The 24,171-nt window shown below is 68.7% G+C and carries 23 protein-coding genes; 13 read left to right on the top strand and 10 right to left on the bottom strand.

The window, feature by feature from the left end:
- The first annotated feature begins 12 nt into the window (after positions 1-12).
- From E5P2_RS36065 to E5P2_RS36040, 7 genes are read left to right on the top strand one after another with little or no spacing between them, the layout of a single operon-like run.
- The gene (locus tag E5P2_RS36065) at positions 13-1,545 is read left to right on the top strand and encodes an acyl-CoA carboxylase subunit beta (RefSeq protein WP_162571862.1); all 1,533 of its coding nucleotides are present in this window, start codon (positions 13-15) and stop codon (positions 1,543-1,545) included.
- Position 1,546: 1 nt separating this feature from the next.
- A complete protein-coding gene (locus E5P2_RS36060) occupies positions 1,547-2,902 on the top strand; it encodes an acetyl-CoA carboxylase biotin carboxylase subunit (protein ID WP_162571861.1) in 1,356 nt (451 codons plus the stop codon).
- 40 nt (positions 2,903-2,942) lie between these two features.
- A complete protein-coding gene (locus tag E5P2_RS36055) occupies positions 2,943-3,164 on the top strand; it encodes an acetyl-CoA carboxylase biotin carboxyl carrier protein subunit (protein WP_162571860.1) in 222 nt (73 codons plus the stop codon).
- 1 nt (position 3,165) lies between these two features.
- Positions 3,166-4,182 (top strand): Bug family tripartite tricarboxylate transporter substrate binding protein, encoded by a 1,017-nt coding sequence (locus E5P2_RS38090; protein WP_162571859.1) that lies wholly within the window; start codon positions 3,166-3,168, stop codon positions 4,180-4,182.
- Positions 4,179-5,420 carry a CaiB/BaiF CoA transferase family protein gene (locus E5P2_RS36050; RefSeq protein ID WP_232081050.1) on the top strand — a complete coding sequence of 414 codons (1,242 nt, stop codon included), beginning with the start codon at positions 4,179-4,181 and terminating at the stop codon, positions 5,418-5,420. Before E5P2_RS38090 ends, E5P2_RS36050 begins: the two co-directional genes overlap by 4 nt.
- Before the next feature lie 12 nt (positions 5,421-5,432).
- Entirely contained in the window at positions 5,433-7,004 is a 1,572-nt protein-coding gene (locus tag E5P2_RS36045; protein ID WP_162571857.1) for an acyl-CoA carboxylase subunit beta, read from the top strand.
- A 1-nt stretch (position 7,005) separates the two neighbouring features.
- Positions 7,006-7,563, top strand: a complete 558-nt coding sequence (locus tag E5P2_RS36040) for a MarR family winged helix-turn-helix transcriptional regulator (protein ID WP_162571856.1) — start codon at positions 7,006-7,008, stop codon at positions 7,561-7,563.
- Positions 7,564-7,582: 19 nt separating this feature from the next.
- On the opposite strand, the gene E5P2_RS36035 is transcribed toward E5P2_RS36040, so the two are convergent.
- Positions 7,583-8,548: a LysR family transcriptional regulator gene (locus tag E5P2_RS36035; protein ID WP_162571855.1), complete on the bottom strand. Its 966-nt coding sequence runs from the start codon at positions 8,546-8,548 to the stop codon at positions 7,583-7,585.
- 134 nt (positions 8,549-8,682) lie between these two features.
- Here E5P2_RS36035 and E5P2_RS36030 point away from each other — a divergent pair, with 134 nt between their 5' ends.
- The 6 genes from E5P2_RS36030 to E5P2_RS36005 are packed head-to-tail and all read left to right on the top strand — an operon-like array spanning position 8,683 to position 15,308.
- Positions 8,683-9,654 (top strand): tripartite tricarboxylate transporter substrate binding protein, encoded by a 972-nt coding sequence (locus E5P2_RS36030; RefSeq protein WP_162571854.1) that lies wholly within the window; start codon positions 8,683-8,685, stop codon positions 9,652-9,654.
- Between the two features lies 1 nt (position 9,655).
- On the top strand, positions 9,656-10,879 hold the full coding sequence (locus E5P2_RS36025; RefSeq protein WP_232081049.1) for a CaiB/BaiF CoA transferase family protein: 1,224 nt from the start codon (positions 9,656-9,658) through the stop codon (positions 10,877-10,879).
- Positions 10,880-10,890: 11 nt separating this feature from the next.
- Positions 10,891-12,468, top strand: a complete 1,578-nt coding sequence (locus tag E5P2_RS36020; protein WP_162571852.1) for an acyl-CoA carboxylase subunit beta — start codon at positions 10,891-10,893, stop codon at positions 12,466-12,468.
- A 40-nt stretch (positions 12,469-12,508) separates the two neighbouring features.
- Positions 12,509-14,032: an acyl-CoA carboxylase subunit beta gene (locus E5P2_RS36015; RefSeq protein ID WP_162571851.1), complete on the top strand. Its 1,524-nt coding sequence runs from the start codon at positions 12,509-12,511 to the stop codon at positions 14,030-14,032.
- A gap of 19 nt (positions 14,033-14,051) precedes the next feature.
- Positions 14,052-15,035, top strand: a complete 984-nt coding sequence (locus E5P2_RS36010) for a Bug family tripartite tricarboxylate transporter substrate binding protein (RefSeq protein WP_162571850.1) — start codon at positions 14,052-14,054, stop codon at positions 15,033-15,035.
- Positions 15,036-15,086: 51 nt separating this feature from the next.
- A complete protein-coding gene (locus E5P2_RS36005) occupies positions 15,087-15,308 on the top strand; it encodes an acetyl-CoA carboxylase biotin carboxyl carrier protein subunit (protein WP_162571849.1) in 222 nt (73 codons plus the stop codon).
- 153 nt (positions 15,309-15,461) lie between these two features.
- Here E5P2_RS36005 and E5P2_RS36000 read toward each other — a convergent pair whose 3' ends face one another.
- From E5P2_RS36000 to E5P2_RS35960, 9 genes are read right to left on the bottom strand one after another with little or no spacing between them, the layout of a single operon-like run.
- Positions 15,462-16,385: an SMP-30/gluconolactonase/LRE family protein gene (locus E5P2_RS36000; RefSeq protein WP_162571848.1), complete on the bottom strand. Its 924-nt coding sequence runs from the start codon at positions 16,383-16,385 to the stop codon at positions 15,462-15,464.
- A 26-nt stretch (positions 16,386-16,411) separates the two neighbouring features.
- Positions 16,412-17,404 carry a Bug family tripartite tricarboxylate transporter substrate binding protein gene (locus E5P2_RS35995; protein ID WP_162571847.1) on the bottom strand — a complete coding sequence of 331 codons (993 nt, stop codon included), beginning with the start codon at positions 17,402-17,404 and terminating at the stop codon, positions 16,412-16,414.
- A gap of 31 nt (positions 17,405-17,435) precedes the next feature.
- Entirely contained in the window at positions 17,436-18,440 is a 1,005-nt protein-coding gene (locus tag E5P2_RS35990; protein WP_162571846.1) for a Bug family tripartite tricarboxylate transporter substrate binding protein, read from the bottom strand.
- Between the two features lie 30 nt (positions 18,441-18,470).
- A complete protein-coding gene (locus E5P2_RS35985; RefSeq protein ID WP_232081048.1) occupies positions 18,471-19,469 on the bottom strand; it encodes a tripartite tricarboxylate transporter substrate binding protein in 999 nt (332 codons plus the stop codon).
- Positions 19,470-19,518: 49 nt separating this feature from the next.
- A complete protein-coding gene (locus E5P2_RS35980) occupies positions 19,519-20,589 on the bottom strand; it encodes a cyclase family protein (protein ID WP_162571845.1) in 1,071 nt (356 codons plus the stop codon).
- Between the two features lie 14 nt (positions 20,590-20,603).
- Positions 20,604-21,536 carry an NAD(P)-dependent oxidoreductase gene (locus tag E5P2_RS35975; RefSeq protein WP_162571844.1) on the bottom strand — a complete coding sequence of 311 codons (933 nt, stop codon included), beginning with the start codon at positions 21,534-21,536 and terminating at the stop codon, positions 20,604-20,606.
- Positions 21,533-22,222 (bottom strand): RraA family protein, encoded by a 690-nt coding sequence (locus E5P2_RS35970; protein WP_162571843.1) that lies wholly within the window; start codon positions 22,220-22,222, stop codon positions 21,533-21,535. The genes E5P2_RS35975 and E5P2_RS35970 overlap by 4 nt, the downstream gene beginning before the upstream one ends.
- Positions 22,223-22,257: 35 nt before the next feature.
- A complete protein-coding gene (locus E5P2_RS35965; RefSeq protein ID WP_162571842.1) occupies positions 22,258-23,244 on the bottom strand; it encodes a Bug family tripartite tricarboxylate transporter substrate binding protein in 987 nt (328 codons plus the stop codon).
- Complete coding sequence (locus E5P2_RS35960) at positions 23,241-24,143, bottom strand: amidohydrolase family protein (RefSeq protein WP_162572132.1); 903 nt, start codon at positions 24,141-24,143, stop codon at positions 23,241-23,243. Before E5P2_RS35960 ends, E5P2_RS35965 begins: the two co-directional genes overlap by 4 nt.
- Positions 24,144-24,171 lie beyond the last annotated feature (28 nt).

Below are 24,171 nucleotides of genomic sequence, written 5' to 3'. Positions count from 1 at the left end.
AACGTGCCCCTCATGAAATTCGACAAGCAGATCGCGGAGCACGCGCAGCGCACCCGGGCGGCACTCGCCATGGGCGGAGAAAAGAAGCTGGCCGAGCGCCGCAGCGAAGGCATCCTCAATGCACGCGAACGCATCGCCGCGCTGGTGGAGCCGGGCAGCTTCCTGGAGACGGGCCTGTTCGCCACCTCGGTCCGCGAAGAGGTCCGCAGCCGCTCGCCGGCCGACGGCAAGATCACCGGCTACGGGAAGATCGGCGGCCGCGACGTGGGAATCGTGTCCAACGACTTCACCGTCATGGGTGCGTCGAGCAGCACCGTCAACACCGCCAAGGTCGGCCGCGTCAAGCGCGTGGCCTCGACGCGCGGCATGCCGATGGTGTTCCTCGGCGAATCCACCGGCGCGCGCATGCCCGACGTCATGGGCGCAGCCAACATCGGCGCCGGTGACAGGCCGACGCAGTACCGGCGCATGCGCGAGACGCCCTGGGTTTCGGCGGTGCTGGGCCATTGCTACGGCTCGTCGTCATGGTATGCCGCGCTCGCCGACTTCGTGGTGATGCGCAAGGGCGCGATCACGGCGGTATCGAGCACCAAGCTCACCTCGATGGCCATCTCGGAGGCGGTGGACCCGGAGGCACTGGGCGGCTGGAAGCTGCACACCGAAGTGACCGGCATGGTCGACCTCGCCGTCGACACCGACCAGGAAGCGCTTGCCGCGGTCGCGCGCTTCCTTTCCTACCTGCCATCGCATTGCAACGAGCCGCCGCCGGTGGCCGCGGTGCCGCCGGGTTCGGGCGAGAACGCGCACCGCATCCTCGAGATCCTTCCCGAGTCGCGCACGCAGGTCTACGACGTGCGCAAGATCCTCGCGCTCATCTACGACCTCGACAGCGTGTTCGAGCTCAAGCCGCGCTTCGGCAAATCGATCGTCACTGCGTTCGCGCGGCTGAACGGCCGATCGGTCGGCATCGTCGCCAGCAACCCGATGGCCAAGGGCGGCGCGATCGATCCCGAATCCTGCGAGAAGGTGGTGAGCTTCCTGGTGCTCTGCGATTCGTTCAACATCCCGCTGGTGTTCATGGTCGACCAGCCCGGCTTCCTGATCGGCGTCGAGGGCGAGCGCAAGGGCGCCATCGGCCGCGTCATGAACTGGATGAATGCGCTCTCGCTGGTGACCGTGCCGAAGATCTCGGTGGTGATGCGCAAGTCCTACGGGCAGGCGGTGCTGAACATGGGCGGCGGCGGCAACGCGGACGAGGTCGTGTGCTGGTTCAGCGCCGAGATCAACTTCATGGATCCGCGCTCCGCCGTGCCGATCGTGCATGGCGTGACGCAAGCCGACGATCCCGAGCGCCATGCCGAGCTGCTCGCCGAGATGACCAAGGGCACCACGGCCTACGACGCGGCGGCGGCGAATGCCGCGCACGCCGTGATCGATCCGACCGAGACCCGCGCCTACCTGACGCGCCTGCTCGAAATCCATGAAATGCGCATGAGCGGCGGCGTCGGCGAGCACCTCATGCGGACCTGGCCCACCAGCTACTGACATGTTCAGCAAAGTCATCGTCGCCAACCGCGGCGCCGTCGCCGCGCGCGTGCTGCGCGCCCTCCGGCAACTCGGCGTGCGTTCCGTCGCCGTCTATTCGGAGGCCGACGCCCATCTGCCCTATCTCGCACAGGCCGACGAAAGCTACTGCCTCGGCGCGCCCGAGCCGCAGGCGAGCTACCTGAACCAGGACAAGCTGCTCGACGTGCTCGCCCGCTCGGGCGCGGACGGGCTTCATCCCGGCTACGGCTTTCTCTCCGAGAACGCGGGCTTCGCCGAACGCGTGAATGCCAGCGGCGCGACCTTCATCGGCCCGAGCCCGCGCTGGATCGATGCGATGGGGCACAAGACCCGGGCGCGCGATCTCATGGCGCGCCACGGCATGCCGATGGCCCGCAGCTCGGGATTGCTGGCCGACGACATGGACGAGGCGCTGCGGGCCGCCGAGCGCATCGGCTTCCCGGTGCTGGTGAAGCCGGCCACCGGCGGCGGCGGCATCGGGATGCTGGCGGCCCATTCGCCCGAGGAATTGCGCGTCGCGGTCGAGCGCGCGCGCACGCTCGCCGCCCGCAGCTTCGGCAACGCGGAGCTCTACCTCGAAGAGCTGATGCTTTCGCCGCGGCACATCGAGTTCCAGGTGCTCGCCGATCGGCAGGGCCACATCCGGCATCTCTTCGAACGCGATTGCTCGGTGCAGCGTCGCCACCAGAAGCTGATCGAGGAGTCTCCCGCACCCCTGATCCCGCGCGCCGCGATCCTGAAGGCGGCGGACCGCATGACCGAGATCCTGCACACGCTGCGCTACGACGTCATCGGCACGGTCGAGACGCTCTACGGTGGCGCCGCCGACGCGTTCCAGTTCCTGGAGATGAACACCCGGCTGCAGGTCGAGCATGCGGTCACCGAGGAGATCACGGGCATCGACCTGGTCGTTTCGCAGATTCGTCTGGCGGCCGGCGAGCCGCTGGCCTCGGTGCTGCCCGCGGACATCGCCGTGCGCGGGCATGCCATCGAAGTGCGCATCTATGCGGAAGACCCGGTGCGCTTCTTCCCGTCGCCCGGCACGCTGCGGACCCTGCGCTTTCCGAGCGGCCCGGGACTGCGCGTCGAAACCGGCTATGCCGAGGGCAGCGTCGTCACGCCCTGGTACGACCCGCTGATCGCCAAGCTCATCGTCCATGCCGAGCATCGCGAAGCCGCGATCGATCGCCTGGTCGAGGCCATCGACGCGACGGAGATCGCCGGCGTCAAGAACAACCTGCCGTTCCTGCGCCGCATGCTGATGTCCGCCCCATTCCGTTCGGGCCACGTCCATACCGGACTGGCGGCGCAAGTGCTGCAAGGCAGCGCCGCCTGATCACTGTCTCATCACTACGCATTCAAGGAACCTTCATCCCATGGCCAGAATAGAAATCAAGTCCGAAGTCACGGGCAAGGTGTGGAAGCTGCAAGCGAGCCCCGGCAGCCGGGTCACGCCCGATGAATCGATCATGGTGGTCGAATCCATGAAGATGGAGATCCCGGTGTTCAGCGCGGACGAAGGAACGCTGGTCGAAGTCCTCGTGGCCGAAGGCGATGCGGTCGAAGACGGCCAGGTCGTGGCGATCGTCGAGGCCTGACATGACGCATTCGCCCACCCTCGCCACCGGCCCCGCATTGAACCGGCGCGGCATCCTGGCCGTGCTGCTCGGCTCGCTGCTGGGCGCGAATGCGCGCGCGGCCGCGTGGAAGCCGACCGGCCAGGTCGAATACGTGATCCCCTCGGCCGCCGGCGGCGCCGTCGACATCTATGGCCGGGTGATGAAGAAGTTCTTCGACACCCACGGTTCGCTCGGCGGCCAGGCCATGATCATCACCAACCGGCCCGGCGGGCAGGGGATGATCGCGGCCGCGCCGGTGGTGCAGCGCCCGGGCGACGCGGACATCTTCACGATGCTCTCGACCGGCTTCATGCTCGGGCAGATCCTGGGCGACTACAAGCACGACCTGCTGAAGGACTTCACGATCGGGCCGATCCTTTTCGAAGAGGCCCTGGTGGTCGCGGTGAAAGCCGATTCGCCGATCAGGAACGCCGCCGACATGGTCGCGCGCCTGAAGAAGGATCCGGGGTCGCTGCGCATCGCGGTGGCGCCGGGGCTCAACAACCACATCCACATCGCGATCCTGAAGCCGCTGAAGCTGGCGGGTGTCGCGACCGAGAAGCTGACGGTCGCGCCTTTCCGTTCCTCGGCGGAGTCGGTCGTCGCGCTGCGCGGCGACCACGTCGATGTCGTCTCCGCCAGTGCGGCCAACCTGGTGACCGGCGTGACGAGCGGCGCGCTGCGCGTGATCGCCGTGTCGTCCGCCGCGCGCCTGCCGGGCGCGCTGGCCCATGTGCCCACATGGAAGGAGCAGGGCATCGACAGCGTCTACACCTCGGTGGAAGGCATTCTCTTTCCGCCCCGGATCACGGCCGAGCAGATCGCCTTCTGGGACGAGCGCTTTCGCGAGCTTTCGCGCTCGCCCGAATGGGCGGCGACCTTGCAGGAATACGAGGTGACGCCGCGCTTCATGGACCACGCGCAGGCGCGGGCCTTCGTGGCGAGCGAACTCGAGGAATCGTCGCGCCTGCTGCACGCACTGGGGATGGTCAGTTGAACGCGGCGGCAGCTTCCTCCCCCAACGCCCTCGATGGCGTGCGCGTGCTCGAGATCTGCACCACCATCGCCGGCCCGGCCTGCGGCCGGCTGCTCGCCGACTTCGGCGCCGACGTCATCAAGATCGAGCCGCCCGATGGCGATCCGGTGCGCCAGCTCGGCAACCATGTCGGCGACGTGGCGCTCTATGCGGCCTCGATCCTGCGCGGCAAGCGCTCGATGGTGATCGATCTCAAGAACAGCGAAGGCGTGGCGCTGGCGCTGGCCCTGATCGCGCAGGTCGACGTGGTGCTCGAGAACAACCGCCCCGGCGTGCTCGAGCGCATGGGGCTCGGCTACGAGGCCGCAAAGAAGATCAAGCCGGACATCGTCTATGCCCGCATCAGCGGCTACGGCCAGGACGGCCCGAGTTCGCAATTGCCCGGCTATGGCGCCATCTGCGAAGCCTTCGGCGGCGTGCGCCATCTCACCGGCGACCCGGACCGCCCGCCGTCGCGGGTCGCCCTGGCCACCACCGACTACCTGAGCTCGGTCTATGCCGCCTTCGGCATCCTGGCCGCGCTGCGGCACCGGGATCGCACGGGCTTCGGGCAGGTGGTGGACGTCGCACTCTACGAGGCCGCGTTCTCGCAGATGGAGTCGGTCGTGCCGGCCTACGACAAGCTGGGCAACGTCCCGATCCGCCAGGGTCCGAACCTGCCGTCGATGGCGCCGAACAGCCTCTATCCGACGCGCGAGGGCGGCTACGTGCTGATCGCTGCCAACAGCCGATCGACCTACGAGCGCCTCGTCCAGGTGATGGACCGCCCCGAGCTGCTGACGGATCCGCGCTACGCCACCATCCGCAGCCGCGGCCTGAAGGCGAACATGCAAAGCCTGGACGCGATGGTCGCCGACTGGACCCGCGGCTTCGATGGGCCGGTGATCGAGAAGCTGCTGCAGGACGCCGGCGTTCCGGCATCGCGGGTCTTCACGATCCAGGACATCTTCGACGACCCGCATTACGCGGCGCGCGACATGATCGCGCGTGTGCCGCATCCGGTGCTCGGCGAAGTCCGGCAGACCGGGGTGGTGCCGAAGCTCTCGGTCACGCCGGGCCGCATCCGGCACACCGGGCCCGAACTCGGCGCGGACACGGAATCGGTCCTGCGTGATGACCTGGCGCTCGCGCCGGACGTCATCGCCGCGCTCGTCGACGCCGGCGTGGTGAGAACCACGTCGACGGTCGAAAGCCTCTGAGGACCCACACCGATGAATGCAAGCAAGGAGTGGGGCCAGGAGCTGGCCGAGCTGGAGGTGCGACGCGGATTCGCAGCGCAGATGGGCGGCAGCGACGCCATCGCGAAGTGGCAGGCCGTAGGGCGGCTGAACGCGCGCGAACGCGTCGACGCACTGGTCGACGCCGGCTCGTTCCGCGAAATGGGAGCGCTCGCCGGCAAGGGGCGCTACCACGCCGACGGCACGCTGGACGCGGTCACGCCGTCGACGCAGGTGATGGGCCTGGCCGAGATCGATCGACGCTCGGTGGTCGTGATCTCCGACGACTTCACGATTCGCGGCGGCTCTTCCGAGGCCGCGGTCGCGGAGAAGTGGGTCTATGCCGACCGCTACGCCTACGAGTACCGCAAGCCGATCGTGCGCATGGTCGACACCGCCGGCGGCAGCGTGAAGCTGCTCAAGCAGACGGGCCACACGAAGATTCCGGGCTATGCCTTCCTGCCGGGCGCGCAGCTGCTCGGCCGCTCGCCGGTGGTGGGCATTGCGATGGGCGCGTGCGCGGGCCTGGGTGCGATCCGTTCCGCGCAGGCGCATTTCTCGATCATGCTGAAGGGCAAGAGCCAGGTCTTCGCGGGCGGACCGCCCGTGGTGAAGCAGGCGCTGGGCCACGACATCGACAAGGAATCGCTCGGCGGCTACGAGGTCCATCGCGTGAGCGGCGTTGTGCACAACGCGGCCGACACCGAAGCCGAGGCCTTTGCCCTGGCCCGGCGCTTTCTTTCCTATCTGCCGGCCAACGTCTGGGAAGCGCCGCCGCGCACGCCCGGCGACGACCCGGCGGAGCGCGCCGATGCCTGGCTCAACGATGCCATTCCGCGCGACCGGCGCAAGATCTTCGCACCGCGCAAGATCGTCGCGGCGCTGTTCGACCGCGAATCGGCGTTCGAGATGCAGCCGCACTTCGGCGCCTCGCTGCTGACCTTCTTCGCGCGTCTGAACGGCATCGCGGTCGGCGTGATGATCAACAACCCGGTGGTGATGGGCGGCGCGTTGACGCGCGCGGCTTCGCTGAAGATGGAACGCTTCGTCGATCTCTGCGACACCTTCCACTTGCCGATCGTCAACCTCGTGGACCAGCCGGGCACCATGACCGGGCTGGAGGCCGAACGCGACGGCACCATGTACGCCACGCTGCGCGCGGGCGCCGCCATCGAGCAGTCGTCGGTGCCCTGGTGCGCGATCGTGCTGCGCCGCTGCTTCGGGTTGGCCGGCGCGATGCTGAGCCCCAAGTTCGGCCCGAGCGGCACCGCATTGCCGCACCGCTTCGCCTGGCCCTCGGCGCGCTGGGGTTCGATACCGATCGAGGGCGGTGTCGCGGCCGCCTACCGCAGGGAGATCGAAGCCTCGCCGGACCCGATCGCCACGCGTTCGGGCCTCGAGGACGAGTACCACCAGCTGAGTTCGCCGTTCCGCACCGCGGAGCGCTTCGGCATCGTCGACGTGATCGAGCCGGCGAGCACGCGGCCGCTTCTGTGCCGCTGGGCCGAGGACGCGCGCGCGCTCACGCTGCACGCGCTGGGGCCCCGGCCGCGAACGATGCGCTGAGGTGCGGGACAGCGCCGGAGGCATCGCCGACACCCCGGATTCGGTACGGCGGCGCGATGCTATATTGCCGCGCATGTTCACCCGCGCCCAGATCACCGCCCTCCAGAAATCGCGGCGCCATGGCATCGGACGGCTGCTGCTGCTGGCGCGCCAGGACTTCATCGCCCGCCTGTCCGAGAAGATGAACGGCCCGGACAACGCGGCGCTCCAGGCGCGCGGACGCCTCTTGCCTTATATCGACGTCGACGGCACGCGCAGCATCGATCTGGCCCGCCGGCTCGGCGTGACCAAGCAGGCGGTCGCGCGCATGGTGAAGGATCTCGAGGACGAAGGCCTGCTCTGCCGCGACGCGGACGGCGCCGACGGACGCGCATCGCTCGTGCGCTTCACCGAGGCCGGGTTGGAATACATGACGCACATGCACAAATGCATTGCCCAGATCGAAAGGGAGTACGCGCGGCTGATCGGCAACGAGCAGATGACCGTCGTGCGCGATGCGCTGTCCATGATTGCCTACCGCGGCGAGCCTGCGGACTCGAAGGGCGCCGACCGGGCCTGAGGCGATCGACCGCGCATCTCTAGGCGCCGGGCAGCTTCGGCAGCAGGGATTCCACGAAGCCCCCGCGGGCCCGCGAAAACTGGCTTTGCAGGAACTCCCGCATCGCCTCCACCGCCGGCACGCCCGTGCGCGCGCGGCTGGTGTAGATGCTCATGGAGCGCACCACCACCGGATGGGTCATCGGCAGCATGCGCAGGTTGTGGATGTTCGTCATCGGACGCACGTAGCCCGCACAGATGGCGCTGCCGAATCCGCTGGCCACCAGCGCCAGGGCGGTGCCGGTGTGGGCGACCTGCCAGGCAGCCTCGAGGACCGGCGTGCCGCCGAGTTCGGCGTTGATGCGCGCCGGGGTGTCGATGCCGGTGAAGACGAGCGGCTCGCCCGCCAGTTCCGACCATCGCAGGCTCTTGCGCCTGCCCCAGCGGCCGTCGCTGCGGCACACCACGTGAACGCGCGAATCGAAGGCCGGCGTGGCACGCAGGGCCGGGCCGACCGACGTGCTCAGCGTGATGCCGATGTCCGCGCGTCCCTGCTCCAGGGCCGGGAAGATCTCGTCGACGCCCAGGTCCATCGGCTCGAGCCGCACATCCGGCCGCGACTGCCGAAAGGCGGCGAACAGGGGCGGCATGAGGGCCCAGGTGACGACCTGGCTCGTGGCCATGCGGACCACGCCGGTCTTCTGATCGCGCAGGTCGCTCGCCCATCGGCGCGCGCCTTCGACGTCCGCGAGGATCCGCTCGGCGAAGGGCAGGTACTGCTCGCCGGGGCCGGACAGGCGCACGCGCCGTGTCGTTCTGTCGAAGACGCGAAAGCCGAGCGAGGCCTCGAGTTCGGCGACCACGATGCTCAATGCCGCAGGCGTGACGTGCAATGCGCGCGAGGCCTCCACGAAGCTGCCGAGCTGAGCCACGGTGGCGAAAGCGCGAAGCTGCCGAAGACTCACGTCGATGGATCTCGGGCGGGCGAGGGGCTCGCTGGAATTCATAAGCGTTTCCTTGTGAATCGCTAAGAAATTTTAGCTTGTGGGCTGCGGCACTGCTGCCTAGAGTGGTCGGATGCGCGAAGGGCGACAGATAACTTGCAGGCGCGGCGCAGGGCAGTACAAGCAGGAGACATCAGATGATCAAGTTGGCAGGGCTTGCCGCGCTCGGCCTCGCGTGGGGCTGCGTATCGGCACACGCGCAGGAGTGGAAGCCGACGGCGCCCATCGAATTCGTCGTGCCTTCCGGTCCCGGTGGCGCGGCAGACCAGTACGTCCGGGCCATGGGCCATCTGCTGGCGAAGCACGACATGCTCAACGGCCAGTCCTGGGTGGTCGTGAACCGGCCGTCCGGCACGGGCGTCATCGCGCTGCAAAGCCTGCAGCAGCGGCCGGGCAATCCGCATGTGCTCACCCTGTCCTATACCGGCATCACGATCTCCCATCTCACCGGCGAGTTGAAGCTGGGCTTTTCGGATTTCACGCCGGTGGCCCTGTTCCTGCGCGAGACGATGGCGGTCACGGTGCGATCGGATTCCAGCCTCAAGAGCGCCGGCGACCTGGTCGCCAGCCTGAAGCGGGATCCCGCGAGCGTGCGTTTCGGCTATCTCGGGCATCACGTGCTGATCTCGCTGGCCAAGCCGCTGAAGGCGGCGGGCGTCGACCTCGGCAAGCTGACGCTCGCGCCGTACCGCTCCTCGGCGGAGGCGCTCACGGCCTTGCTCGGCGGCTACGTGGACGCCGTTCCGGCCAGCACGCCCAATCTGGTGGGCATGGTGTCGGCCGGCAGCGTGCGGCCCCTGGCGGTGTCGTCCGCGGAGCGCCTCGATGGCGTGTTCGCGAATGTCCCGACGTGGCGCGAGCAGGGCGTGGATTCGAGCTTCAGTTCGGTGTACGGCCTGATGCTGCCCAAGGACGTGCCGCCGCAGGCAGTGCGTTTCTGGGAAGGCGCGATCGAGAAACTTTCCAACGACCCCGAATGGCAGGCGCTGCTCGCGCGCAACGGCGCCAAGCCTCTCTACATGAACCAGGCCAAGACCATCGACTATTTCGACCGCGAGCGCACGGAACTGGCGCCGCTGGTCAAGGAGCTCAAGTTGGGTCAGAACTGACATGAGCGACACCATGAAGGAGACGCGCGGGCCCCTGGCCGGCGTGCGCGTGATCGAGCTGTGCAACACCTTCGCCGGCCCGGCATGCGGCAGGCTGCTCGCGGACTTCGGCGCCGACGTGATCAAGGTCGAGCCGCCGGAGGGCGATCCGGTGCGCCAGATGGGCATGTTCTCGGAGGGCGTGTCCTTGCAGGCCATTTCGATCCAGCGCGGCAAGCGCAGCATCGCGGTGGACCTCAAGACGCCCGACGGCAAGCGCATCCTGCACGAGCTGCTGGCCAAGGCCGACGTCATGCTGGAGAACAACCGCCCCGGCGTGATGGAGCGCCTCGGCTTCGACTACGACAGCTTGCATGCGGCCAATCCCAGGCTGGTGATGGTGCGCATCAGCGGCTACGGCCAGACCGGGCCTTACGCATCGCGCCCGGGCTATGGGGCCATCTGCGACGCCTTCGCGGGCGTGCGCGACCTGACCGGCGACCCCGATCGTCCGCCGAGCCGCGTCGCGCTCGCGACGACCGATTACCTCACCGCGATCTACAGCGCCTTCGGCGCCATGATGGCCTTGTTCCATCGCCAGTCGACCGGCCGCGGCCAACTGGTGGACGCGGCGCTGTACGAGACCGCCTTCTCGATGATGGAAGGTTTCGTGCCGGCCTTCGACAAGCTCGGGCACGTGCCTGCGCGCCAGGGGCCCAGCCTGCCGAACGTCGCACCCAACAGCCTCTATCCGACGACCGACGGCTATGTGCTCATCGCGGCGAACAACGACGCGACCTTCGCCCGCTTGCTGCGGGCCATGGGGCGCGAGCCGCTGGCGGTCGACCCGCGCTTCGCCAGCGTTCGCCTGCGCGGCCAGCACGCCGCCGAGCTCGACGAGGCGGTGGCCGAGTGGACGCGGCCGCACACCGGCGCGGAGGTGGAGCGCAGACTGATCGAAGCCGAGGTGCCTTGCTCGCGCGTCTTCACCTTGCCGGACGTCTTCGACGATCCGCACTTCAAGGCGCGCCAGATGCTGATCGACGTGCCCCATCCGGTGCTGGGGTCGGCACGCCAGCAAGGGATCGTGCCGAAGCTGTCGGAGACGCCGGGCAGCGTTCGATGGGCCGGCCCCGAGGCGGGCGCCGACAGCACCGGCATACTGGCCGGCGAACTCGGCTACAGCGCCGAGGCCATCGGCGAGTTGATCGCACGCCGGGTCGTCTTCCAGCCCGCGTGCGCCTGATCGATCGCGCCATGCCTCAATTTCCTTCTCAACAGTGGAATGCCGAGCTCGAAGACATCGACGCCAGGCGCGCGACCGCAGCCCGGATGGGCGGGGCCGAGCATCTCGCGCGCACGCGCGAGCTCGGCATGTTGAATGCGCGCGAGCGCATCGACCGCCTCGTGGATGCAGGCAGCTTCCGGGAGTTCGGCGCGTTGGCCGGCAAGGGGCGCTACGGCGCGTCCGGAGACCTCGAATCGTTCACGCCCTCGGCGCACGTCATCGGGCTGGCGCAGGTGGGCGCGCGCAAGACCGTCGTGGCCTCCGACGACTTCACCCTGCGCGGCGGCTCCTCGGAAGCGACCGTGGCCGAGAAATGGATCTACGCCGATCGCTACGCCCATGAATACCGGCTGCCGCTGGTGCGGCTGGTGCACAGTGCGGGCGGCAGCGTGAACCTGACGCAGCAGCTGGGCTTCACGAAGATCCCGGGCTATGCGCTGCTGCCTTCCACGCAACTGCTGATGCTGGCGCCCGTGGTGGGCATCGTGCTGGGCCCGGCAGCGGGGCTGGGTGCGATCCGGGCCTGCAGTTCGCATTTCTCGGTGATGGTGCGCGGCCAGGCGCAGGTCTTCGCCGGCGGGCCGCCCGTCGTGAAGCAGGCACTCGGCCTGGCCGTCGGCAAGGAAGAGCTCGGCGGCTGGGGTGTCCACAAGACCAGTGGCGTGATCAACAACAGCGCGGCGACCGAGGCCGAGGCCCTCGACCAGGCGCGCCGCTTCCTGTCCTTCCTGCCGCAGAACGTTTTCGCGCAGCCGCCGGTCGTGGCATGCACCGATCCTGCGGCGCGGTCGGAGCCGTCCCTGAACGACGCCATTCCCGCCGAGCGGCGCAAGGTCTTCGAGCCGCGCAAGATCCTTGCTGCGGTCTTCGATCGCGAATCGGTGTTCGAGATTTCCCCGCAGTTCGGCGGATCGCTCGTCACCTGCCTGGCTCGGCTGGACGGGCATGCCGTCGGCGTGATGATCAACAACCCGGTCGTGATGGGCGGCGCGCTGACGCGCGCGGCGGCGCAGAAGATGGAGCGCTTCATCGATCTCTGCGACACCTTCCACCTGCCGATGGTCAACCTGGTAGACCAACCCGGCTCGATGACCGGCCCGGACGCCGAGCGCGAAGGAACCCTGGCCGCGGTGCTGCGCGCCCAGGCCGCGATGGAGCAATCGTCCATCCCCTGGATCGCGATCGTCATCCGCCGCTGCTTCGGCCTCGCCGGCGGCATGCTCAGTCCCTGGGTCGGGCCGGGCGGCATGGCGTTGCCGCACCGTTTCGCGTGGCCATCGGCGCGCTGGGGATCGGTGCCGGTGGAAGGCGGCGTCGCGGCGGCCTACCGGCGCGAGCTCGAAGCCGCCGCCGACCCCGAGGCGCGCCGGCTCGAACTCGAGACGCTGTTCCACAAGATCGGATCGCCGCTGCGGACGGCGGAGCGCTTCGGCGTCGTCGACGTGATCGAGCCTGCGACCACGCGACCCTTGCTGTGCGATTGGGTGCGCGATGCCTACGCGGTCTGCGCGACCCGGCTGGGCGTGAAGCTGCGCGGCATGCGATGAGCCGGGTCGGCGCCATGACGAGAGACAAGGAACAAGATTGATGGACCGGAAAGAAATCTCGGACGATTACGAACGCCGCCATGCGCAGGCGCTGGCGATGGGTGGCGCGGCCAAGCTCCAGCGCCGGCGCGACGCCGGCCTGCTCGATGCACGCGCCAGGCTGGCCGCGCTCTTCGACGAAGGCAGCTTCGCCGAAGTGGGGCTGTTCGCGTTCTCCGGCCCCGATGCAGGCAAGGCGCCGGCCGACGGCAAGATCGCCGGCTTCGGCCGCATCGCCGGGCGCGAGGCGGCGGCGATGTCGAACGATTTCACCGTCATGGGTGCATCGAGCACGATGGTCAACGGCCGCAAGATCGCGCACATGAAGCGCGTGGCGGCGCAGCGCGGCCTTCCGCTGGTCTTCCTCGGCGAGTCCTCGGGCGCGCGCATTCCGGAAACGATGGGTGCCGCCGGCATGGGCGCCAGCGGCAGCGATCCGGCGCAGTACCTGCGCTTGCGCGAAACGCCCTGGGCGGCGGCCATCCTCGGCCCCTGCTACGGGTCGTCGAGCTGGTACTCGTGCCTGAGCGACTTCAAGGTGATGCGCAAGGGCGCCTTGCTGTCGGTCTCGAGCGCACCCCTGGTGAAGCAGGCGACCGGCGCCACCCTCGAGCCCGAGGCGCTCGGCGGCTGGCTGCTGCATGCTGAGACCACCGGGCTGGTGGATCAGGTGGTCGACAGCGACGAAGAAGCGATCGACGCGATCCGCCGCTTCCTGTCGTACCTGCCCTCGCACAACGCCGAGACGCCGCCGCTGCAGCCGGTGCCGCGCGGCTCGGGCGAGCAGATGCCCGGCATCCTGGAACTGCTGCCCGAGCGCGAGACGCAGGTCTACGACATGAAGAAGATCATCCGCGCGATCGTCGATCGCGACAGCTTCTTCGAACTCAAGGCGCGCTTCGGCAAGACCGGCATCACGGGACTCGCCCGCCTGGGCGGACGCGCGATCGGCATCATCGCCAGCAATCCGCTGCACAAGGGCGGCGCGCTCGAGATCGCGGCCTGCAGGAAGATCGCATCCTTCATCGTCCTGTGCGATTCCTTCAATATCCCGTTGGTCAACCTGGTCGACGTGCCGGGCTTCGCGATCGGCCTCGAGGCCGAGCAGGCCGGAGCACCCGCGCGCATCATGAACTACATGACGGCGCTGCAACTCGCCACGGTGCCGAAGCTGACGGTGATCCTGCGCAAGCTCTACGGACAGGCCTATCTGAACATGGGCGGCGGCCGTAACTCCGATGAGATCGCGGTGTGGCCCACGGCGGAAATCGGATTCATGGCGCCGGCCGCGGGCGTGACCGTGGTCGATGGCCTGTCGCCCGGCGATCCGGGCTTCGACGACCGGCTGGCCGAACTGGCGCGCGAGACCAGCCCGTGGGTGATGGCGGCCAACTTTCACGTGCAGCAGGTCATCCGGCCGCATGAAACACGCGACTGGCTGGTGCGCATGCTCGAGGTCCATCAGGCGCGCGGCACGGCGGGCGTGGGACGGCACCTGATGCAGAGCTGGCCCTGCTATTTGTGATACCGATTGGAGACGACCCATGACACCCGGATCGATACGCCGCTCGCTGATGGCCGCCATCGCATGCATCGGATTCGCCGCGGCGCTGCCGCAGGCCTTCGCGCAACAGCGCTACCCGGGCCGCCCGATCACGATGATCGTGCCCTTCGCGCCGGGCAACGTGACCGATTCGATCGCTCGCCTGATCGCCGACCGGCTGTCGCAGGAACTCGGCCAGGCGGTGGTGGTGGAGAACAAGGCCGGTGCGAGCGGCGGCATCGGCATGGCGGCCCTCGGGCGGGCGGCGCCCGACGGCTACACCATCGGCCTGAGTGCCATCGGGCCCTTGGCACTCAATCCGGCGCTCTATCCCAAGCTGCCCTACGACGCGGAGAACGGCTTCTCGATGATCTCCGTCGTCTATCGCGGCCCGATCGTCGTGCTGGTCGACCCCAGGTCGCCGTACCGGTCGCTCAAGGATCTGATCGAGCAATCGAAGCGTGCATCGATCGAGTATGCGACGCCCGGCGCGGGATCCTCGCAGCATCTCACGGCGGAACTGCTCCAGCATGTGAGCGGCGCCCGGCTCGTGCATGTGCCGAATCGCGGCAGTGGCCAGGCGGCTGCGCTGCTGCTGGGCAACCATGTGCCCGTGCTGTTCGAAGTGACGAGCGTCGCGGTGCCCTACGTGCGCAACGGCCAGATGCGCGCGCTCGCGATCAGCTCGGCCCAGCGCCTGCCGGCGCTGCCCGACGTGCCCACCGTGGCCGAGAGCGGCTACCCGGAATTCTCGGCCGAGGGCTGGCTCTGCGTGGTCACGCCCGCGGGCGTGCCGGCCGGGATCCAGCAACGGCTCGCCGATGCAGTGCGCAAGGTCATGCGCCTGCCCGAGGTGCAGGCGCAGATCGCGAACTTCGGTGGTTTCGCCGAGAGCATGAGCCCGGCGCAGTCCACGGCGTTCGTGCATGCGGACACGGCGCGCTGGGGCGAGCTGATTCGATCCGCAGGGATCAAGCTGGAATAGGCGGACCCTGTTCCACGAGGTTCCGATCACGAAATCCGAAATGGAGAAGAAATGGCACGCATCGAAGTGAAGGCCGAAGTCACCGGCAAGATCTGGAAGGTTCTGCTGCCCGTCGGGTCGCGGGTGGATGCCGATGACACCCTCCTGGTGGTGGAGTCGATGAAGATGGAGATCCCGGTGCAATGCGAGGCCGGTGGCGTCGTCGTGGAACTGCGCGCCGGCGAGGGCGACGCGGTGGATGAGGGGCAGGTCGTGGCGATCGTCGAGACCTGAAGAGAAGGCTTGCCGGTGAGGCCCATTCGGTTTGGCGGAGGCCGCGTGCGGCGTGTGTGACGGTTCTGACGTGCTGTACAGGCTGTTGCGGCCTCGATAGTTCGTCGACGGCCGGTCATGGCTGGATCGCGCGAAGCTCTGCCGCCGGAAGTCTCAGTCCCCCGGCCCTCGATGCAGCCGCTGGCCGGGCACCTCGAGCGTCGCTCTCAACACATGGCCGTGCGTCGAATCGGTGACGTGCAGCATGCACCGATCGGCGCCGCCGAATGCGAGATTGGTGGTCGACGCGCCGGCCGGACCGCGCAGCACGAGCATCGGCTCGGCGCGCCGGTTGAGAACCCACACATAGCCCAGCCCGGGGTTGGCGACGAGAAGACCACCTTCCTCGTTCATGGCCAGGCCATCGGGGCCGCTCGGGCCGTAGGAGGTGAAGAACTGGCCGACCTTGGCCACGCTGCCGTCGTCCATCAACGGCGCGCGCCATACGCAGTTGCCGCGCGTGGCAGCGACGAACAACACCTTCTCGTCCGGCGAGAGCACCACGCCGTTCGGACTCGGCACGTTGGCCAGCAAAAGATCGAGCCGGCCCTCGGGCGAGAGCCGATAGACGCGGCCGGTGGGTTCGTGCAGGCCACTCTGGCCCTGGTCGGTGAAGTAGAGATTGCCATGGGCGTCGAACACCAGGTCGTTGACGCCCTTGAAGCGTTCGCTGTTGCGGCGCTCCAGGAAGGACGTGACCTGGCCCGACGCGATGTCGAGCCGCATCAGGCCGTTCTTGTAGTCGGTGATGAGCAGTTCCCGCGCGTTGAGGAACTTCATGCCGTTGGGCTCGCCGTCGTATTCGGCGACCAGTTCCCACGCGCCCGCCGCGTCGATGCGAAAGATGCGGCCGAAGGGAATGTCCGTCAGGTACAGGTTGCCGGTGGCGTCGAACACCGGGCCTTCGAGGAAGGAGTCGACCGGTTGGCCACCGCGGTTCGCATCGGCCCAGGCGCTGCGTTCCTTGCGCCGGAAGCGCTCGGGCATGCGGCTGAAGATCTCGAGTTCACGGACTTCGGGCGGCTGGACGAAGAACATGGCATGCGCTTTCTCTTTGTGTTGCGTTACTGCTTGTCGACCTGCGCGGTCGCCGCCACTTTGCCCCACAAGCGCGCGTTCTCGCGCAGCAGGTTCGCGAAGGCCGCGCCACTCACCACCGTCGGCACGCAGCCGAGGTCGTCGGCAAAGGCCTGGATGTCGGGACTCGCCATCGCGATCGCGATCTCCTTCTCCAGCCGCGCGACCACCGGTGCCGGCGTGCCCCTGGGTGCCCACAGGCCGGTGAAGTTGATCACGCTGTAGTCCTTGACGCCCGCCTCGGCGAAGGTCGGCGTGTCGGGCACGGCCTTCAGGCGCTTGCTGCCGCTGATCGCCAGCAGGCGCACCTTGCCGCCCCTGACCTGGCCCATGACGCCGGGCGTCGAGGCGATCTGGAAGTCGATGCTGCCACCGAGCAGCGCCAGCGTGGCCTCGCCCGCGCCTTTGAAGGGCACATGCGTCGCATCGAGGCGGGTGGCACTCTTGAGCGCTTCGGTCGCGAAGTGTGGCATGGTGCCGGCACCGCCGGTGCCGTAGTTGAGCTTGCCGGGGTTGGCCTTCGAGTACGCCACGAGTTCGCCGAAGGTCTTGAACTTCGAATCGGCCGCAACGACGAGCGCGACCGGCGCGAAGTTGAAGGCCGCCACCGGCACCAGGTCCTTCTCATGGTCCCAAGGCAACTTGCTGAAGACGTAGGGCAGGATCGAGTAGGTGGTGTCGTTGGCGAGCAGCGTGTAGCCGTCCGGCGCCGCGCGCACCACCTGCTGCGCGCCGATGGTGCCGGTGGCCCCTGCCTTGTTGTCGACGAAGAAGCTGTGGCCGGTCTGCTCGGTCAGCTTCTGCGCAATGCGCCGCGTGACCTGGTCGACGGCGCCGCCAGGCGGGTACGGCACCACGATGCGCACGCCCTTGTCGGGGTAGGGGGTCTGCGCGAGCGCGCAGGGCGCGGTGAAAGTGAAAGCGGTCACTGCGCACAAGGCCAGCGCGGCGCGTCGATCGAGGATGAAACGGGGGTTCATGGGGTCCATTCTGTTGAATTCGTCGTCGGCTTCAATCGGCCTTGAGATCGAGTTCGCGCGCGATGCGCGTGTAGGTCGTCACTTCGCGCTGCATCCGGGCGCCGAAGGCCGAGCCGCAGACCGATTCGGCATCGAGGCCGAGCTTGCGCAGCTTCTCGGCGGTCGACGCGCTCTTCGCGAACCCGGTCGAGACGTGCTCCAGTGCCTTCACGATCGGCTCGGGTGTACCGGCCGGCGCGAGAACGCCGTACCAGGCGTCGGCCGAATACTCGCCACCGCCGGCCTCCTTGAAGGTGGGCACGTCGGGCAGCAGTGTCGAGCGATTCTTCGAGGCCACGGCGAGTGCTGTCAGCTGGCCGCTCTGGATCTGCGGCAGCACCGAGCCGAGCGTGGCGAACGAGCTGTCGAGCTGGCCGCCCATCAGATCCGTCACCACCGGCGCGGCTCCCTTGTACGGCACGTGATTCAGCGACAGGCCATTGGCACGCGCGAACATCTCGGTCGCGAAGTGTCCCGAGCTGCCGATGCCGGCCGTGCCCGCGGTCACGTGCCCGGGCTCGGCACGGGCCTTCTTCATGTATTCGGCCAGCGTCTTCACCGGCAGGCCGTGGCCGACCACGAGCACCGTCGGGCTCGACGCCACCGTGCAGATCGGCTGGAAAGAGCGCACGGTGTCGAACTTGACGCGGTTGCTGTAGAGCGCGGGGATCATCGTGTGGTTGGTCGCACCGAAGAGCAGCGTGTAGCCGTCGGCGGGCGCGCCGGCCACCGCCTGGGCCGCGATGATGGTGTTGGCGCCGGGCTTGTTGTCGACAACGAAGGGTTGGCCGAGCGCACGGCTGGCGTGATCCGCGAAGGCACGCGCGACCACATCGGTTGGGCCGCCGGCGGCGAAACCGACGACCACGCGAACTGGCTTGGCCGGCCACACGTCCTGTGCCTCGGCCGGGCCGGCCGCGAAGCCCAGACAGTGCGCGGCCAGCGCGATCGAGGCGGCGAGCGCCGCGCGGCGATGGGAAAGATGGCATGAGGGCATGTCTTGTCTCGTGGTGAGAGGGTTGCGGACTCAATCGATCCGGATGCCGCTGGCCTTGATGACGCCGGCCCATCTGGACGACTCGCTCTCGACGAAGCGAGCGAACTCCTGCGAACTCGAGCCGACCGGCTGCACGCCGAGCTCGCCCAGCCGCCGCTGCAGTTCGGCGGTCCTGAGGGCGGCGCGGGTTTCGGTTTCGAGCAGGTCCAGCACGGCCTTCGGTGTTCCGGCCGGCGCGAACAGCCCGTTCCATTCGTTCACCTCGAAACCCGGAACGCCGGACTCGGCCACGGTGGGCAGATGCGGCCACTCCGGCACGCGCGCGTCCGAGGTGATGGCCAGCGCCCGCAGCTTGCCGCTCTTGACGAAAGGTCCCGACGCCGAGGTGGCGCTGAACATCAGATCGACCTGCCCGCCGACCAGATCGGTGAGCGCGGGTGCGCCGCCGCGGTAGGGAATGTGCGTCATCGACAACTTCGCGCCCTGCTTGAACAACTCGCCGGCCAGATGCTGGGCTCCTCCGTTTCCGGCCGATGCGTAGCTGAGCTTGCCTGGGGCGGCGCGCGCGGACCGGATCAGGTCGGCCACCGATCGCAATGGTGACGCGGCCGGCACCACCAGCAGCATGGGCACCCGCGTCACTTGCGAGATCGGGGCGAAATCTTTCGCCGGTTCGTAAGCCAGCTTGGGAAACAGACTCGGATTGACGGTGAAGGCAGTCGCGTCGAGCAAGAGCGTGTAGCCGTCGGCCGGGGCCTTGGCCACCAGGCCCGCGCCGATGGTGCCGCCGCCGCCGGGACGGTTGTCGACGATCACCTGCTGCTGCAGTCGTTCCGACAACTGCGCGGCCAGCAGGCGCGCCGTGCTGTCCGCATTGCCGCCGGCCGGATAGGGCACGACGAGCCGGATGGACCGGTGCGGCCATGCGTTCTGTGCCCAGGCAGTGCCTGCACCGAGCGCGAGCCAGCCCATCGCGGCGGCGGATGCCGCGAGCGTTGCGCGGCGATTGCGCTTGAACAGAGGGTTCATGTTTGTCTCCTTGCAGGAATGGAATTTGGATCGCGAGCCGCGCCGCTGCTCAGACCGTGGCGATGGGCGTCGCCGGTGAGCCCGCGGCTCCCGGCAGGCGCAGCGGCGGCGCGGTCAACAGGAACCGGCTGCGCCCGCTGGCACGCAGCCAGTGCGCGAGTTCGCTCAGGTACCAGAGCTCGCCCAGGTGAATGCCGTTCTTGAACAGGCAGTGCTCGTGCAGTGCGAGGCGCGGCTGGCGCATCGGCGCGCCGCCCTCGCCGAGCCGCTTGGGCTGCACCAGTTCGACGGCCGGGTTGTCCGCGATCAGGCAGGCCAGCCGCACGTCGACGATCCAGTTCAGCAGCCTGGCGTCATGGCCATCGAGGCCGCTGCCGGTTTCGTGCAGGTGCTTCACGTCGGGCTGGCGGTTCATCGCCAGCAGCGTGTCGGCGAAGCCGGTGTGCACGCAGACCATGTCGCCGGGCTCGATCTCCACGCCGTCGGCCTCCAGCACGCGCATCAGCGCGTCATAGCCGACGGCCTGGCGCCGGCGGCCGAAGTGATGCGCAAGATCGATCAGTACGCCGCGCCCCTGCACGCCGTGCGCGGCCAGTTGCTCGATCCCGAGCGCACCGGCCCGCGGGCCGGGGTAGCGCGCCCAGGGCTCGACCGCGTGCACATCCTCGGCAGCCGGTTGCAGTTGCTCGCCGGCGCGAAAGCCGTTGTAGAACACGGCTTCGGCCGCGCCGTCGCCATCGGCATCGAAGCGGCTGCCCATGTGGGCGAGGCTGTCCCACTGCGTCGAGTACTGCAGGCTCATCAGCACCACGTCGTCGCAGACCACGTCGCTGAGGTCCGGATCCTCCGACTGGTACGACCAGCAGAAACCCTGCTGCCCGTCGCTCGCGCCATCGCGCAGCGTGGCAAAGGTGCGTGGCGGCATGCGGCGCGGGTTCAGCGCGCGGCCGCCGGGCACGTCGAGCGGCAGCGACAGGCAGAAGGTGCGGCCTTCGCGCACCTCGGCGATGCCCTGCAGGACCTTCGCGGCATCCACCAGGTTCATGCGCCCGCGCTGGTCGTCAGGGCCGAATTCGCCCCAGTGGCTGCCGGCGGGTGCGTGCTTCCAACGTTGCGGCATGCGGCCTCCGGAATTCAGGCGCCCGCAGCGGCCGGCTGGCGCGCCAGCGAATCCAGCAGATTCCTCGCCGCGCCGACGCCCATGTTCACATAGGCGTCGCCGGTCACGCCGCCGATGTGCGGGCTCAGCACGATGTTCTTCTCGCCCTGGAACGGATGGCCGGGCGTCATCGGCTCGATGGCGAAGCTGTCGAGGCCCGCACCTGCGACCTGTCCCGAGCGCACGGCGTCGAGCAGCGCCACCTCGTCGATCAGGCCACCGCGCGCGGTGTTCACCAGGATCACGCCGCGCTTGCATTGCGCGAGCGTCTTCGCGTTGACGAGGCCGCGGTTCTCTTCGCTCAACGGACAGTGCAGCGAAACCGCATCGGATTCGCGCCAGATCGTTTCCAGGTCCACGCGCTGCACATAGGGCGGCAGGCTGCCGGCGAACGGATCGAAGCCGATCACGCGCATGCCGATCGCATCCGCCATCTTCGCAAAGCGCAGGCCGATGGCGCCGAGGCCGACCACGCCGACCGAGCGCCCGCCCAGCTCCAGGCTCTTGTGCGTGGCCTTGTCCCAGTGGCCGGCGTGCATGCGCGCGTCAAGCGGCACCACCGACTTGGCGCAGGCCAGCAGCAGCGCGAGCGCCTGCTCGGCCACCGCAGCCGCGTTGGCACCGACGGCGGCAGCCACCTCGATGCCGCGTGCCTTGGCCGCGGCCTTGTCGATGGTGTCGGTGCCGCTGCCGTGCTTGGAGATCACCTTGAGCGCGGGTGCAGCGTCCATCACCGCGGCGCCGATCCTGCCGTAGCGCACGATGATCGCCACCGGGTCGTGCGCGCCGCACAGGGCCACGAGATCGGCCTCGGTCGGCGCCTTGCCGGCAAAGACGATCTCATGCGCCTTCAGCAGCGCGAGCGCCTCGGGCGCCAGGTCGGCGCCCGTCACGAGGATGGTGCTCACAGGGTCTGCCCTTCCTTCAGCACGCCGGCGGTGCGCAGTGCGGATGACAGCCACTTCGCGGCGGTGTCCCCGGCTTTGATGGCGGCGATGCGCGCGGCCTCGTCCTTGACTTTCTTCGCGGCGAGCGGCAACAGGGCCTCGATCTTCTCGCGCTCGACGACGACCACACCGTCGCCGTCGCCGATCACGAAGTCGCCGGGCCGCACCGTCACGCCGCCGACCGTGACCGGATGGCCGATGCGGCCGCCGATGTTCTTGGTCGGGCCGTTCGGATTGGTGCCGACAGAGAACACCGGGTAGTCCATCTCGTCGAGCTCGAGACTGTCGCGCACCGCGCCGTCGATCACCACGCCGGCAAGACCCAGTTGCCGGCAGGCGGTCATCATGATGGTGCCCATCAGCGCCGAGCTCTGGTCGCCCTTGCCGTCGATCACCAGCACGTCGCCCGGTCGGGCCATCGCGATGGCGGCGTGGATCATGAGGTTGTCGCCCGGGCGCACCTCGACCGTGAAGGCGGTGCCGGCCAGCTTCATGCGCGGACGCAAGGCCTTGATGCGGCCGTGCAACGCGCCGCGCCGACCAGCCACGTCAGCGAGGATCGCGGGCTGGAACGCGGCGGCCTGCGTGACGATGTCGGCAGGCACGCGTTCGAAGTCGCGGATGATGTCGGGAAGGATGGAGGACATGAGGTTTCTTTCGTTGGAGAGAAGGCGGGGGTTGATCAGTCGGCTTTGATGCCGGCGTTCTTGATGACCTTGCCCCACTTGGCAAGGTCGGCTCTCTGGGTGTCGGCGAGTCGCTGCGGGGTGCTGCCGACGAGCGCGACGCCGAGCTTGTCGGCCATGGCGACCAGGTCGGGCTCCTTCAGGATGCGAACGATCTCCGCGTTGAGCCGCTGCACCACGGGTTGCGGCGTGCCGGCCGGCGCATAGACCGCCTGCCATTGCTCGACCACGAAATCGGGAATGCCGGCCTCGGCCATGGTCGGCACATCGGGCAAGGACTTGAGGCGTTTGGCCGATGTGACGGCCAATGCCTTGAGCTTGCCGCCCTCGACGTGCGGCAGCGCGGCGGCGGCCGGCGCGAACATGAAGCTGGCATGGCCTCCCAGCACGTCCTGGATGGCGGGCGTGTCGCCCTTGTAGGGGACATGGGTCATGCGGGTGTGCGACTGCATGCACAGCAGTTCGCCCTGCATCTGCAGGATGGTGCCGTTGCCGCCCGAAGCGAATGACAGGGTGTCCGGCCTGGCCTTCGCCTCCGCCAGCAGATCGGCCACCGTGCGAAACGGCAAGCCGGCACCGACGACCAGCACGTGCGGGATGTTGCCGATCAGCGTGACGGGCTCGAAGGCCTTGACCGGGTCGTACTGCATGTGCTGCAGCAGGCTCGGCACGATCGCCTGCGGACCGATCGAGGTGCCGAGCAGCGTGTAGCCATCGGGCGCTGCCTTGGCGACGAAGGCCGAGCCGATGGTGCCGGTGGCGCCCGCCTTGTTCTCGACGATGACCGTCGTGCCCAGGGCGCTGCCCAGCCGTGCGGCGATGGCGCGACCCAGGATGTCGGTGGTGCCGCCGGGCGGATAGGGCACGACCCAGGTGATGGGCTTGCCACCCGGCCAGCCGCCTTGCGCGCCGGCAGGCATGCAGGCCAGCGCGAGCAGCGAAAACGCGAGGGCGCCCAACGTGCGCCGGCGGATTGAATTCATGATGTCGCCTCGTGAGGAGTTGCGTTGGAAAAGCCGTAGAGCGCAGCGGGGTTGTGGACCAGCACGCGCCGCAGCGTGCCTGCATCGCCCGTCCATTCGGCGAGCAGCGCCATCTGCCGCGCGTCGTCGGGCATCGGCTGGTGACCGGCCGAGGCGGAGGCATGCGGCCAGTCGCTGCCCCAGAGCACGCGCTCGGGCGCGGCGTGCAGGTAGCTGCGGGCGAGCGGCGCTACGTCGGCGTAGTGCGGCGGGCCCTGCTCGGTGACGATGTAGCCGCCCGACAACTTGATCCAGGCCCGGCCTGCGCCGAGCAGGCGCAGCACCAGCGCATGCGCCGGGTGATGCCCGGCCATCGAAGGCGCTATGCGGCCGAAGTGATCGAACACGACGGGCACCGGCAACCGGCCGAGCACGTCGGCCAGGCCGGCGAGCAGGTCGGGCGGCGCGAGCAGTTGCAGATGCCAGCCCAGTGCTGCGATGCGTTGCGCCAGCAACTCGAGCCCGGCGATCGCGCCGATGAAACCGAGCGACAGATTGAAACGGATGCCGCGCACGCCGGCTGCATGGAGCCGTTCCAGCACCGCGTCGTCGACGCCTTCGTCGATCACGGCCACGCCGCGCGCATCGGAGCCGAACGCGAACAGCGCGTCGAGCATCGGCCGGTTGTCGGTGCCGTAGGTCGAGGGCGTGACCACCACCACGCGCCGGGTACCGGTGCGCCGCTGCAGCAGGCGGTAATCGTCGACGCCGGCATCGGGCGGCGTGAGCCGCGCGCCCACCGCCGCGGGGTAGCGCGCGTCGTACACGTGCATGTGGCAATCGCAGGCGCCTGCCGGCACCGCGACCGCAGCGCGGCCCCGCCCGGCGGAGAACGGCGTCGCGAGCACTTCGTCGTCCATCGTGTTCATCGCGCCATGCGTTCGGCGT

The sequence above is a fragment of the Variovorax sp. SRS16 genome, assembly GCF_901827165.1.
Lineage (GTDB): Bacteria > Pseudomonadota > Gammaproteobacteria > Burkholderiales > Burkholderiaceae_C > Variovorax.
Note: the sequence above shows the minus strand (reverse complement) of the source record. Positions and strands in the feature narration are given on the sequence as shown.